The 13,309-nt window shown below is 46.2% G+C and carries 12 protein-coding genes; 10 read left to right on the forward strand and 2 right to left on the reverse strand.

What is annotated here, in order from left to right:
* Positions 1 to 52: 52 nt before the first annotated feature.
* Positions 53 to 1,339 (reverse strand): citrate synthase, encoded by a 1,287-nt coding sequence (locus NE536_RS14550; RefSeq protein WP_006081983.1) that lies wholly within the window; start codon positions 1,337 to 1,339, stop codon positions 53 to 55.
* A 415-nt stretch (positions 1,340 to 1,754) separates the two neighbouring features.
* Here NE536_RS14550 and sdhC point away from each other — a divergent pair, with 415 nt between their 5' ends.
* The 10 genes from sdhC to NE536_RS14600 all read left to right on the forward strand — a co-directional run bounded on the left by sdhC (position 1,755) and on the right by NE536_RS14600 (position 12,773).
* Entirely contained in the window at positions 1,755 to 2,150 is a 396-nt protein-coding gene (gene sdhC / locus NE536_RS14555; protein ID WP_006081982.1) for a succinate dehydrogenase cytochrome b556 subunit, read from the forward strand.
* Positions 2,144 to 2,491: a succinate dehydrogenase, hydrophobic membrane anchor protein gene (sdhD, locus tag NE536_RS14560; RefSeq protein ID WP_006081981.1), complete on the forward strand. Its 348-nt coding sequence runs from the start codon at positions 2,144 to 2,146 to the stop codon at positions 2,489 to 2,491. Before sdhC ends, sdhD begins: the two co-directional genes overlap by 7 nt.
* The gene (sdhA, locus tag NE536_RS14565) at positions 2,492 to 4,258 is read left to right on the forward strand and encodes a succinate dehydrogenase flavoprotein subunit (RefSeq protein WP_106650760.1); all 1,767 of its coding nucleotides are present in this window, start codon (positions 2,492 to 2,494) and stop codon (positions 4,256 to 4,258) included.
* 11 nt (positions 4,259 to 4,269) lie between these two features.
* Positions 4,270 to 4,977: a succinate dehydrogenase iron-sulfur subunit gene (locus NE536_RS14570; RefSeq protein WP_106650759.1), complete on the forward strand. Its 708-nt coding sequence runs from the start codon at positions 4,270 to 4,272 to the stop codon at positions 4,975 to 4,977.
* A gap of 214 nt (positions 4,978 to 5,191) precedes the next feature.
* Positions 5,192 to 8,023, forward strand: coding sequence for a 2-oxoglutarate dehydrogenase E1 component (locus NE536_RS14575; protein ID WP_261273127.1), 2,832 nt, complete (start codon positions 5,192 to 5,194; stop codon positions 8,021 to 8,023).
* Positions 8,024 to 8,054: 31 nt separating this feature from the next.
* Positions 8,055 to 9,245, forward strand: coding sequence for a 2-oxoglutarate dehydrogenase complex dihydrolipoyllysine-residue succinyltransferase (gene odhB, locus NE536_RS14580; protein WP_220590442.1), 1,191 nt, complete (start codon positions 8,055 to 8,057; stop codon positions 9,243 to 9,245).
* Positions 9,246 to 9,350: 105 nt separating this feature from the next.
* Entirely contained in the window at positions 9,351 to 10,517 is a 1,167-nt protein-coding gene (sucC, locus tag NE536_RS14585) for an ADP-forming succinate--CoA ligase subunit beta (protein ID WP_107947894.1), read from the forward strand.
* Entirely contained in the window at positions 10,517 to 11,389 is an 873-nt protein-coding gene (sucD, locus tag NE536_RS14590; RefSeq protein ID WP_220590441.1) for a succinate--CoA ligase subunit alpha, read from the forward strand. Before sucC ends, sucD begins: the two co-directional genes overlap by 1 nt.
* A 381-nt stretch (positions 11,390 to 11,770) precedes the next feature.
* The gene (gene rnk / locus NE536_RS14595; RefSeq protein ID WP_220590440.1) at positions 11,771 to 12,178 is read left to right on the forward strand and encodes a nucleoside diphosphate kinase regulator; all 408 of its coding nucleotides are present in this window, start codon (positions 11,771 to 11,773) and stop codon (positions 12,176 to 12,178) included.
* Between the two features lie 97 nt (positions 12,179 to 12,275).
* Positions 12,276 to 12,773: a GNAT family N-acetyltransferase gene (locus NE536_RS14600; RefSeq protein ID WP_261273128.1), complete on the forward strand. Its 498-nt coding sequence runs from the start codon at positions 12,276 to 12,278 to the stop codon at positions 12,771 to 12,773.
* 82 nt (positions 12,774 to 12,855) lie between these two features.
* Here NE536_RS14600 and fur read toward each other — a convergent pair whose 3' ends face one another.
* Complete coding sequence (fur, locus tag NE536_RS14605; protein WP_106650752.1) at positions 12,856 to 13,287, reverse strand: ferric iron uptake transcriptional regulator; 432 nt, start codon at positions 13,285 to 13,287, stop codon at positions 12,856 to 12,858.
* Between the last annotated feature and the right edge of the window lie 22 nt (positions 13,288 to 13,309).

Consider the following 13,309-nt stretch of genomic DNA (forward strand, 5'->3'; position numbering starts at 1 on the left):
TTGATATGAAAAAAGCGCCCTCAGGCGCTTTTTAATGCGTAAGTCGTGGGACTTAGCGTTTGTCTTGTGCGACGAAATCACGCGCAGTTTCGCCAGTGTATAACTGACGTGGACGGCTGATTTTGTGGCCTGGTTGATCTAACATTTCTTTCCAGTGTGCAATCCAGCCTACAGTACGTGCCAGTGCGAACAGCACAGTGAACATACTGGTTGGAATACCAATGGCTTTCATGATGATGCCAGAGTAGAAGTCGACGTTTGGATACAGCTTCTTAGAAATGAAGTATTCGTCTTCAAGCGCAATGCGCTCAAGCTCCATTGCCACATCCAATAGTGGATCCTTAACTTTCAGTTCTTTCAGCACTTCGTGACAGGTTTCACGCATAACTTTGGCACGTGGGTCAAAGTTTTTGTAAACACGGTGTCCAAAGCCCATCAGACGGAATGGATCGTTCTTGTCTTTAGCACGTTCAATGAATTCAGGAATGCGGTCAACTGAACCGATTTCTTCTAACATTTGCAAACAGGCTTCGTTAGCGCCGCCGTGTGCAGGGCCCCAAAGAGACGCGATACCCGCTGCGATACACGCAAATGGGTTAGCACCTGAAGAACCGGCTAAACGTACGGTTGAAGTCGATGCATTTTGTTCATGATCAGCATGTAAAATGAAGATCCTGTCCATTGCACGTTCAACGATAGGGTTAACTATGTATTCTTCACATGGCACAGCAAACATCATGCTTAAGAAGTTGCCCGCATAGCTTAAGTCATTACGTGGGTACACGAATGGCTGGCCTGAAGAATACTTGTAGCACATGGCTGCTATCGTAGGCATTTTTGAGACTAAGCGATAAGCGGCGATTTCGCGGTGACGTGGATCGTTAACATCCAGAGAGTCTTGGTAAAATGCAGATAATGCACCCGTCACACCACATAACATGGCCATAGGATGAGCATCACGACGGAAACCTCTAAAGAAGAAGGCTAGCTGCTCGTGAACCATAGTGTGGGTTTTAACTGTATGTACAAACTCAGTATATTGCGCTTTTGTCGGCAGTTCACCGTAAAGCAGCAGATAACACAGGTCTAGGTAATCGGAGTCAACGGCGAGTTGATCGATTGGATAGCCACGGTGTAACAATATACCCAGATCACCATCAATATAGGTAATTGCAGATTCACAGGAGGCAGTCGCAAGAAAACCTGGATCAAAAGTGAAGTAACCTTTGCTGCCAAGTTTACTGATGTCGATTACGTCAAAACCAGCGGTTCCCTGCTTTACTGGCAATTCTATCGAGTCGTTCCCTGGTAATTCTAATTTGGCTTTTAAATCAGCCATACCCCGTTCTCCTTACTTAGTTCTTATCTGTGAGTGCGGCATGTCAAACCGCCATTACTTTACAGCCATTCTAGATCACATTTCAATTTAAATAAGCGTTTTAATTTGTTAGACCATGGTATAAATGCCTTTACTTTCCCATGCGGAACTGGCACTTACAGTAAAAAATCGTCAAAAAAACATAATTTGCATTCTGTGATGTTTGTATTTGACATTTGCCGCGAGTATACTTGCCTCGCCCAATAAGGGCCGCAAACAACGATTATAAAGCACCCTTTGTTTACATGTTAAATGAGTGCGTGCTCAGATAGTTAACTGTTTGTTTAAACTTTGCTTTTGTGTTTACTTTTGCCGTGATTCACATCCCAGTTTAAAGTTTGTACAAAAGCGGTTCACATAACAAAAAAAATGCTCAATGGAGCTGAGTGAGCAGAACGTGAAAAAGCAAAGACCTGTCCATTTAGATCTGCAGACCATTCGCTTTCCTGCAACAGCGATTGTGTCAATTCTTCACCGTGTTTCCGGTGTCATTATGCTGTTCGCAGTTGGCATTCTCATTTGGTTGCTAAATTCATCTTTAGCATCAGCTGAAAGTTTCGCTGGCGTACAATCTCTATTTGATAACTTCGTTATGAAGTTCATCATGTGGGGCATTATGACTGCACTGGCGTATCACTTGTTCGGTGGCCTGCGCCACTTAGTAATGGATACCGGTCGTTGGGAAGAATTGTCATCGGGTGCCGCATCAGCGAAAGCTGTATTTGCCTTAACGGTAGCCTTTTCAATCATAGCGGGGATTTGGGTATGGTAACCAATGCAGCAAGTTTTGGACGCAGTGGTGTTCATGACTATATTCTACTACGCGCTAGTGCAGTGATCCTCGCCTGTTACACCATTTTCTTGGTTGGCTTTATTGCATGTAGTTCCCCTCTCACCTACGACGTGTGGCATAGCCTTTTTAGCGCTCTGCCGATGAAAGTGTTTACACTTCTGGCGCTGGTAGCATTATTAGTACACGCTTGGATTGGTGTATGGCAAGTGCTGACAGATTACGTCAAGTGCACGTCGTTACGTGGTGTTTTACAGTTCACCTTTGTCGTTACCGTATTTTGTTATTTAGCGGCCGGCATTGTTATTGTGTGGGGTGTCTAAGTGAGTATTCCAGTACGCGAATTTGATGCTGTAGTGATCGGTGCCGGTGGCGCTGGTATGCGTGCAGCGCTGCAGATTTCCAAAGAAGGTAAAAGCTGTGCGCTTTTATCAAAAGTGTTCCCAACTCGTTCTCATACCGTATCTGCGCAGGGTGGTATCACCGTTGCGTTAGGTAACGCCCATGAAGATCATTGGGAACAGCATATGTACGATACCGTTAAAGGTTCCGATTTTATCGGTGACCAAGAAGCGATTGAGTTCATGTGTAAAACCGGTCCTGAAGCCGTTATTGAACTTGAGCAAATGGGTTTGCCTTTCTCTCGTTTCGAAAATGGCACGATTTACCAACGTCCGTTTGGTGGTCAATCTAAGAACTTTGGTGGCGAGCAGGCTGCACGTACTGCGGCAGCTGCCGACCGTACTGGTCATGCTTTGCTGCACTGTTTATACCAACAAAACGTTAAGCATAAGACGCAAGTCTTCTCAGAATGGTATGCATTAGATCTCGTTAAAAACGATGATGGCGCCGTTGTGGGTTGTACTGCGATTGAAATTGAAACGGGTGATATCGTTTATTTCAAAGCCAAAGCAACGATTCTAGCGACCGGTGGTGCAGGGCGTATTTACGCTTCTACTACTAACGCGCATATCAACACCGGTGACGGTGTCGGTATGGCAATGCGTGCTGGCGTGCAAATGCAAGACATGGAAATGTGGCAATTCCACCCAACTGGCATCGCCGGCGCGGGTGTACTTGTGACTGAAGGTTGTCGTGGTGAAGGCGGTTATCTGCTGAACAAAGACGGCGAGCGCTTTATGGAGCGTTATGCCCCTAACGCGAAAGATTTGGCATCACGCGACGTGGTAGCGCGTTCAATGATGACTGAAATCCGCGAAGGTCGTGGTTTAGACGGTCCATTAGGTCCACACTGTTTACTCAAGCTTGATCACTTAGGTAAAGAAACATTAGAAGCACGTTTACCAGGCGTGTGTGAATTGTCTCGTACCTTTGCCCATATCGATCCGGCCGATGGCCCAATTCCAGTGTTGCCAACCTGTCACTATATGATGGGCGGTCTGCCAACTAAAGTCAGTGGTCAAGTTATTCGTAAGAATGAAGACGGTACTGAACAAGATGTTATCGGTCTGTTTGCTGTGGGTGAGATTGCCTGTGTATCTGTTCACGGTGCAAACCGCTTAGGTGGTAACTCATTGCTCGATTTAGTGGTCTTTGGCCGCGCAGCGGGTCAGCATTTAGGTAAAGCTTTGGATGAGACTGACGATCCAAAAGACGCAAGCGATGCGGATATTCAAGCATCACTGGCTCGTCTAAATCGTTGGGAAAGCAACAAAGATGGCGAAGATCCAGCGCAAATCCGTAAGGATCTGCAACTGTGTATGCAATTAAACTTCTCTGTATTCCGTCGTGGCGATGCTATGGCTGAAGGTTTAGAGCAGTTGAAAGTCATCCGCGAACGTCTTGCAAAGGCGAAGTTGTCTGATAACTCTCGTGAATTCAACACTCAACGTATTGAATGTTTAGAGTTAGATAACCTAATGGCAACAGCAATCGCTACGGCCTATGCTGCTAACTTCCGTACTGAAAGTCGCGGTGCTCACTCACGTGAAGATTATTTAGAGCGTGATGATGAGAACTGGTTATGCCACAGCTTATTTGACCCTGTGACTGAAACGATGGATCGTCGTGCAGTGAACATGGCACCTAAGTTACGTGAAGCATTCCCACCGAAGAAACGTACCTACTAGGAGTTGCAAAGATGAAATTGACATTTGCAGTTTATCGCTACAATCCTGACGTAGATACTAAACCGTATATGCAGGATTACAGCTTAGAAGTAGCTGACGGCTCTGACATGATGGTGCTCGATGCACTGATTAAGTTGAAAGAGCAAGATCCAACTCTGTCATTCCGTCGCTCATGCCGTGAAGGTGTGTGTGGTTCTGACGGTGTGAACATGAATGGTAAAAATGGTCTGGCGTGTATTACCCCAATTTCAACCTTCAAAGGCAAGAAATTAGAAATACGCCCATTACCAGGTATGCCAGTTGTTCGTGACTTAGTTGTTGATTTAACTCAGTTCTATAAGCAGTATGAGAAGATCAAGCCTTACCTCATCAATGATGAGAAAGCACCAGCCCGTGAACACTTACAATCACCTGAAGAGCGTGCTCATTTAGATGGTCTGTACGAATGTATCATGTGTGCCTGTTGTTCTACGGCTTGCCCATCATTCTGGTGGAATCCTGATAAGTTTATCGGTCCAAGCGGTCTGCTTCACGCATATCGTTTTTTGATCGACAGTCGCGATACAGCAACAGAAGAACGTCTTTCTGAGCTGGATGACGCCTATAGCGTGTTCCGTTGCCACGGCATCATGAACTGTGTTGACGTGTGTCCAAAAGGTCTTAATCCGACTAAAGCAATTGGTCATATTAAGTCCATGCTGTTGAAGCGAGCAGTGTAATGCGAGAACCCGAGCTGAAACCAATAATAATATAGCTCTCGAAGAGTCACTTTCTGGTAGCAGAAGGTGACTCTTTTGCGTATGTAATGGAAGACAACGCGCCGTATATCTGGACATCTAGGGGCGGCAGAAATTATGCGTCGAAGGTAATCTCTACAGACTGCATATTTAATACTATGGCTAAGCACGTGTATAAAGTTTGAAAGGAATAGAAATGCACCAAGGCATCATGAAAGCCTGGCTCGAATCATCTCACTTAAGTGGTGCAAATTCGACCTACGTAGAAGAGATGTATGAAGCCTATCAAGAAAACCCACAGTCAGTCGCTGATGATTGGCGTGCGGTATTTGATAATCTCCCTCCTGTGAACGGTGCCTCTGTTGATGCGCCTGAAGCTGCTCACTCAAAAGTACGTGATTATTTTCGCAGTTTAGCGTTAGAAGGACGCCATAAGAGCTCTGCTCGTGTGACGGATCCTGAACTGGATGCTAAGCAAGTTAAAGTCCTGCAGTTAATTAACGCCCATCGTTTCCGTGGTCATCAAGGTGCTAACCTTGACCCCCTAGAACTGTGGAAACGCGAACCTGTGGCCGATTTAGATCCTGCCTTCCACGGCCTGACTAAAGAAGACATGGATCGTGAGTTTAATACTGGTTCTTTTGCTCATGGTGGCGAAACCATGAAGCTTGCGGATTTGGTAAAAGCACTGAAAGCCACTTATTGTGGTTCTATCGGTGCTGAATATATGCACATTACCGATACCGATGAGAAACGCTGGATCCAACAACGTCTCGAACCTTCCTTAGGTAAAGCTAACTTCGATAAAAGTGTTAAGACACGCATTCTTGAAGGCTTAAACGCCGCAGAAGGCATTGAAAAATACTTAGGTGCTAAATTCCCTGGTGCGAAACGTTTCTCGTTAGAAGGCGGCGATGCGTTAGTGCCTATGATGCGCGAAATTATTTATCGTGCAGGTGAAGCGGGTACTAAAGAAATCGTCGTTGGTATGGCTCACCGTGGTCGTCTAAACGTACTGGTTAACGTATTAGGTAAGCGTCCTGCTGAACTGTTTGATGAGTTCGCGGGTAAGCATGCTGATACCCACGGTTCGGGTGACGTTAAGTACCACCAAGGTTTCTCCTCTGATTTCGAAACGCCGGGCGGCAATGTGCATTTAGCACTAGCCTTTAACCCATCGCACCTTGAAATCGTTAACCCTGTGGTCATTGGTTCGGTACGTGCCCGCCAAGACCGTCGCGGTTGTAAGGATGGCTTACAAGTCATGCCTATTACTATTCACGGTGACTCAGCCATTGCGGGTCAAGGGATAGTACAAGAGACATTTAACATGTCTCAAACCCGCGGTTTTAAAGTGGGCGGCAGTATTCGCATCGTAGTGAACAACCAAGTGGGTTTCACTACGTCTAACCATGCGGACGTGCGTTCAACTGAATATTGTACTGACATAGCTAAGATGGTTCAGGCGCCGATTTTCCACGTTAACTCTGACGATCCAGAAGCGGTTGCATTTGTATCGCAGTTAGCCGTTGATTATCGTAACGAGTTCAAACGTGATGTGGTGGTTGAATTAGTCTGTTATCGCCGTCATGGCCATAACGAAGCCGATGAGCCAAGTGCAACTCAACCGCTGATGTATGCCAAGATCAAGAAACACCCAACGCCACGTAAGATTTATGCAGACAAGTTAATTGCTGAAAACGTGATTGCTGCCGATGAGGTGACTGGTCTTATCAATAATTACCGTGACGCATTAGATCAGGGTGATTGTGTGGTGAAAGAATGGCGTCCAATGACGCTGCATTCTGTTGACTGGACACCTTATATTGGTCGTGAGTGGGACGAAGCGTTCGAATCTGCGATGTCGGCAGAACGTTTACAAAACCTTGCGGACAAATTGAGCTACGTTCCTGAAAGCCATCCATTACAATCCCGTGTTGCTAAGATTTATGGCGACCGTGTTGCTATGGCAAAGGGTGAGAAACCACTCGATTGGGGCTTTGCAGAAACCTTGGCTTATGCCTCGATTCTGGAAGACAACAAGCGCGTTCGTATCACAGGTCAAGATTCTGGCCGTGGCACTTTCTTCCATCGTCATGCTGTGTTGCACAATCAAAACGATGGCACGACTTACATGCCACTACGCAACATTGCCGATGAGCAAGGTCCGATTGATATTACTGACTCAGTATTATCTGAAGCCTCAGTATTGGCATTTGAATACGGCTATGCGACGGCAGAACCTGGCGGCCTGACCATTTGGGAAGCCCAGTTTGGTGACTTTGCCAACTGTGCTCAAGTGGTTATTGATCAGTTCTTGTCATCGGGTGAACAAAAGTGGGGCCGTTTATGTGGTCTGACTATGTTGTTGCCCCATGGTTATGAAGGTCAAGGCCCAGAGCACTCAAGCGCCCGTTTAGAGCGTTTCTTGCAAATGTGTGCTAACCACAACATGCAAGTGTGTGTGCCTTCAACACCTGCACAGGTTTACCATATGTTGCGCCGTCAAGTGGTGCGCCCAATGCGTCGACCACTTATCGTGATGTCGCCTAAATCATTGCTGCGTCATCCATTAGCCGTGTCGAGTTTGGAAGAATTGGCCAGTGGTAGTTTCCAAAATGTGATCGGTGAAATCGATACCTTGGAAGCAAGCAAAGTGGATCGCGTTGTTTTCTGTAGTGGTAAAGTTTACTTCGAACTACTGGAAAAACGTCGTAAAGAAAACATCACTAACGTAGCGTTAATTCGTGTTGAACAGTTATATCCGTTCCCACATGATGAAATGATCGTTGCTTTGGCTGATTACCAACATGTTAAAGATTTTGTTTGGTGTCAGGAAGAGCCACAGAACCAAGGTGCTTGGTACTCGAGTCAACACCATTTCTGGGCCGCGATTCCTGCAGGTGCACAGTTAACTTATGCCGGCCGTGAAGCGTCAGCTGCGCCAGCATGTGGTTACCCTGAGTTGCATACACATCAGCAAGAATCTTTAGTGAACAGTGCCCTGAAACTTACAATCACACTGTAGTAATAGACATTTTATAAAAGGATAGTTTTTCATGAGTATCGAAATCAAGGTACCTGTACTACCAGAATCTGTTGCCGATGCCACGATTGCCACTTGGCATGTGAAAGTGGGCGAGCAAGTTTCTCGTGATCAAAACCTGGTTGATATTGAAACCGATAAAGTGGTTCTTGAAGTGGTTGCGCCAGAAGATGGCCACATTGGCGAGTTTTTGTTTGAAGAAGGCGCCACTGTTTTAGGTGAACAAGTGATCGCTAAGTTCATCGCGGGTGCAGTTTCTGGCCAAGAAGTGACTAAAGCTGAAGCAGAAGCGGCAACGCCAGCAGCTGCGACAAGTGACGAATCTAACGATGCGTTAAGCCCATCAGTACGCCGTTTACTGGCCGAGCACAATGTTGATGCTAGCAAAGTAAAAGGCACGGGTGTGGGTGGTCGTATTACGAAAGAAGACGTTGAAGCTTTTGTTAAGTCTGCCCCTAAAGCAGCGGCGCCAGCAGCACCTGCTGTGGCTCCGTTAGCGGCTGGCCGTAGCGAGAAGCGCGTGCCAATGACACGTCTGCGTAAGACAATCGCTAACCGCTTGTTAGAAGCGAAAAACTCTACCGCTATGCTCACGACATTTAACGAAGTGAACATGAAGCCCATCATGGATATCCGTAAGCAATACCAAGATATCTTTGAAAAGCGCCACGGTATCCGTTTAGGCTTTATGTCTTTCTACATCAAAGCTGTGACAGAAGCACTGAAACGTTTCCCAGAAGTCAACGCGTCTATTGATGGCGATGATATCGTTTATCACAACTACTTCGACATTAGCATCGCAGTATCAACACCACGTGGTCTGGTAACACCAGTGTTACGTGACACAGATACCATGAACTTAGCTGAAATCGAAAAAGCGGTTCGTGATTTAGCCATCAAAGGCCGCGACGGTAAGCTGACTGTGGCAGATATGACTGGCGGTAACTTCACTGTGACTAACGGTGGTGTTTTCGGTTCATTGATGTCTACCCCAATCCTTAACCTGCCACAAAGCGCGATTTTAGGCATGCATGCCATTAAAGACCGCCCAATGGCAGTTAATGGTCAGGTTGAAATCCTGCCCATGATGTACCTAGCACTCTCATATGACCATCGTATTGTTGATGGCCGTGAGTCTGTTGGTTTCTTGGTTGCGATTAAAGACTTCCTAGAAGACCCAACTCGTCTGCTGCTTGATCTGTAAGACAACTCGCTAAGAGTTCGCGCTTAAAGAAATAGTCAGACATACCCTCGTGACTGGCCCAAACGGGCCAGTTGGATTTGATTAGAAGTATACGGATAGATCATCATGAATTTGCATGAGTATCAGGCAAAATCCTTATTTGCCGAATATGGTTTACCAGTGTCAGAAGGTTTTGCATGTGATACAGCCCAAGAAGCTGTAGAAGCGGCAGGCCATATTGGCGGAAATTTATGGGTTGTTAAGTGTCAAGTACACGCTGGCGGCCGCGGTAAAGCGGGTGGCGTTAAAGTCACTGGCGATAAAGAAGAAATCAGAGCCTTTGCCGAACACTGGTTAGGCAAAAATCTGGTGACTTATCAAACTGATGAGAAAGGTCAGCCAGTTGCTAAAATTTTAGTAGAAAGCTGCACTGACATCGCTAACGAACTGTACCTTGGTGCCGTTGTTGACCGCGCGACTCGTCGCGTTGTGTTCATGGCGTCGACTGAAGGTGGTGTTGAAATTGAGAAAGTGGCAGAAGAAACGCCAGAACTCATTCACACTGCAATCATCGATCCTTTGACTGGCCCACAAGGTTATCAAGCTCGCGATCTTGGCTTCAAGTTAGGTTTAAACCCAACGCAAATGAAGCAGTTCACTAAGATCTTTATGGGTCTGGCGACTATGTTCGTTGATCATGATTTCGCACTATTAGAAATCAACCCACTGGTTATTACCACTGAAGGCAACCTACACTGCCTAGATGGTAAAATCGGTATCGACGGTAACGCACTGTTCCGTCAACCAAAAATCAAAGGCATGCACGATCCATCACAGGATGACGCGCGTGAAGCTCACGCGGCTAAGTTCGAACTTAACTACGTAGCATTAGACGGTAACGTTGGCTGTATGGTGAACGGTGCTGGTCTGGCTATGGGTACTATGGATATCGTTAACTTGCACGGTGGCAAGCCAGCGAACTTCCTAGACGTAGGCGGCGGCGCGACTAAAGAACGTGTAGCAGAAGCTTTCAAAATCATTCTGTCTGACAGCAATGTGAAAGCGGTTCTGGTTAACATTTTCGGCGGTATCGTACGTTGTGACATGATCGCAGAAGGTATTATCGGCGCTGTTAAAGAAGTGGGCGTTAAAGTACCTGTTGTGGTTCGTTTAGAAGGTACTAACGCTGAACTTGGCCGTGAAGTATTAGCTAAATCAGGTCTTGATATCATTGCAGCTACCAGTCTGACTGACGCGGCTGAGCAAGTAGTTAAAGCTGCGGAGGGCAAATAATGTCTGTCTTAATCAATAAAGATACCAAGGTAATTTGCCAAGGTTTCACTGGCGGTCAAGGTACATTCCACTCACAACAAGCTATCGATTACGGTACGCAAATGGTGGGCGGTGTGTCTCCTGGTAAAGGCGGTCAAACTCACTTAGGTCTACCAGTGTTTAACACGGTAAAAGATGCTGTTGCTGCAACTGGCGCAACGGCAACAGTGATCTATGTACCGGCACCATTTTGTAAAGACGCCATCCTTGAAGCTATCGACGGTGGCATCGAGCTAATCGTTTGTATCACTGAAGGCATTCCTACACTGGACATGCTGCAAGTTAAAGTGAAGCTTGAAGAAACTGGCGTTCGCATGATTGGCCCTAACTGCCCAGGTGTTATCACCCCAGGTGAATGTAAGATCGGCATCATGCCAGGTCACATCCACTTAAAAGGCAAAGTGGGTATCGTTTCACGTTCAGGTACTCTGACCTATGAAGCGGTTAAGCAAACGACTGATGAAGGTTTCGGCCAATCTACTTGCGTAGGTATCGGTGGTGACCCAATTCCAGGTACTAACTTCATCGACGTATTGGAAATGTTCCAAAACGATCCACAGACTGAAGCGATTGTAATGATCGGTGAAATCGGTGGTAACGCTGAAGAAGATGCGGCTGCTTACATCAAAGCACACGTAACTAAGCCTGTTGTGTCTTACATTGCTGGTGTAACTGCACCTGCAGGTAAGCGTATGGGCCACGCTGGCGCGATTATCGCTGGCGGTAAAGGTACTGCAGAAGACAAATTTGCTGCATTAGAAGCAGCTGGCGTGACAACTGTCCGCTCGCTAGCTGATATCGGCAAAGCGCTGCGTACTCGTACTGGTTGGTAGGCTAAACCGTTCGATACTAAAAGGCGCCTAAGGCGCCTTTTTTATTGGCTGTAAAATGACAGGAATGGGATTGAGCTAACACCATGAAGACTAGATATTTTTTCTTCTACGGGTTAGATTGATGCTTCTCTACTCGGCAGTCGCCTGCGCCATGGGTGAGCATAGCGTGATGAGAGCCATTAACCATGAGCTAAGTGCTTATGGCTTCGGTGCTGTTTCTGCAAAATATCTTGAATTCAAATTTTTATCACACGGTTGCAGCCTATCGCTGCGAGCGTATTTGTATTATGGGGCTTACCGCATTGGGGGAGGGTAAGCCACTGAGTCGATGTTAGCCTGAGTCACGGCTTGAACATCACGTTTCTTTACGAGGGAAAGACTGTGAAAACACCTAAAATCATTATTTCGGAAATCGATTTAGAAAGACTAGAGCGATTATTGGAGTCACTGCCGGCAAATGCGTTTCCGGGCAAAGCGGCATTGGAGGCTGAATTAGACAGGGCCGATATCGTGCCTGCATCTCAGATGCCAGCAAATGTGGTGACCATGAATTCGGAAGTGAAGTTTAGCGTTTCATCCAGTAATGAAACCTTCTGTTTACGTTTAGTGTATCCAAAAGACATCAATGGCGCGGGCACGATTTCTATTTTGGCGCCGGTGGGGAGTGCATTATTAGGGTTGTCTCAAGGCGATGAGATTGAATGGCCAGGCCCTGGTGGTTCTATGGTAAAAGTGCGTATTGAAGAAATCCTGTATCAGCCTGAGCGCAGTGGTGATTACCACCGTTAAGCTTAAGGTTCTGGCGTAGTGTCGTTGACGTTACGCCAATAGTAACCATTTATCGATAGGCTGATGTATTAAGCGATCCATTTTTGAAGGAGTAAAGATGATAACCCAAACTGAACGATTAATTATTCGGCCATTTACTGAGCAAGATTGTGAAGCCCTGTATTTGATGAACAGTAATCCGGCGATGCTGAAATACATTCCCACTGCTGCTTTTACGTCTCGTGAGCAGGCGGTTGAGTTATTTCACCAGGTGATCCAAACCGATTATCAGCAACATGGTTTTGGTCGCTGGGCGGTAGAGCATAAAGCCGATAAACGTGTGATCGGTTTTTGTGGCCCGAAATTCATTGCAGAATTTAATGAAGTCGAACTGGGTTATCGTTATTTCCCTGAGTATTGGGGCACAGGGATTGGCACTGAGGCCGCATCTGCTGCATTAGCCGAATTTAAGCGTTTTGGCATAGAGCAGACAATTGCACTTATCTTAGAAGGGAATCTCGGCTCCGAAGGCGTGGCTAAGCGCGTAGGCATGCACTGGCGCGAGCAAAATGAGTTTATGGGCCATAAAGTGAATATCTACGCCAAGCTATTATAACGATTTGCCGATTAACATCATCCAATAAAAAAACCAGCCTAAAGCTGGTTTTTTGTGTCTCGGCGATGAAAGCTGAAGTCGACTAAGCGTCGTTATGCTCACAGGTATCATTGGTGCAAGTGCCGTACAAATATAAGCTGTGATTCGTCAGCTTAATGTTGTGTTTCATGGCAATTTCATCTTGACGACGTTCGATAACTTCATCTGAAAACTCAATCACTTTGCCACACGACAGGCAAACTAAGTGATCATGGTGATGCTGAGTTGAGAGTTCGAAAACAGCTTTACCGCTTTCAAAATGGTGACGACTGACAATGCCAGCATCATCAAATTGGTTTAACACACGGTAGACGGTGGCTAGACCAATTTCTTCACCCAAATCCAGCAGCTTCTTGTACAAATCTTCTGCACTGATATGTTGGTTTTCAGGTCCTTGCATCAGTTCTAGGATCTTGACTCGTGGCAGGGTAATTTTCAAACCCGCTTTTTTTAGCGCTTGATTTCCATCTGTCATTGCTAATCTCTTGATTGCAGAA

Source organism: Shewanella septentrionalis (assembly GCF_025370265.1).
In the GTDB taxonomy this organism is placed as follows: Bacteria; Pseudomonadota; Gammaproteobacteria; order Enterobacterales; family Shewanellaceae; genus Shewanella; species Shewanella hafniensis.

Excerpts from the sequence above, each read along its gene's own strand:
- sucC (WP_107947894.1), top strand. The coding sequence starts at position 9,351 with ATGAATTTGCATGAGTATCAGGCAAAATCCTTATTTGCCGAATATGGT.
- NE536_RS14550 (WP_006081983.1), bottom strand. The coding sequence starts at position 1,339 with ATGGCTGATTTAAAAGCCAAATTAGAATTACCAGGGAACGACTCGATA.
- sdhD (WP_006081981.1), top strand. The coding sequence starts at position 2,144 with ATGGTAACCAATGCAGCAAGTTTTGGACGCAGTGGTGTTCATGACTAT.
- NE536_RS14575 (WP_261273127.1), top strand. The coding sequence starts at position 5,192 with ATGCACCAAGGCATCATGAAAGCCTGGCTCGAATCATCTCACTTAAGT.
- fur (WP_106650752.1), bottom strand. The coding sequence starts at position 13,287 with ATGACAGATGGAAATCAAGCGCTAAAAAAAGCGGGTTTGAAAATTACC.
- NE536_RS14600 (WP_261273128.1), top strand. The coding sequence starts at position 12,276 with ATGATAACCCAAACTGAACGATTAATTATTCGGCCATTTACTGAGCAA.
- sucD (WP_220590441.1), top strand. The coding sequence starts at position 10,517 with ATGTCTGTCTTAATCAATAAAGATACCAAGGTAATTTGCCAAGGTTTC.
- odhB (WP_220590442.1), top strand. The coding sequence starts at position 8,055 with ATGAGTATCGAAATCAAGGTACCTGTACTACCAGAATCTGTTGCCGAT.
- NE536_RS14570 (WP_106650759.1), top strand. The coding sequence starts at position 4,270 with ATGAAATTGACATTTGCAGTTTATCGCTACAATCCTGACGTAGATACT.
- sdhC (WP_006081982.1), top strand. The coding sequence starts at position 1,755 with ATGGAGCTGAGTGAGCAGAACGTGAAAAAGCAAAGACCTGTCCATTTA.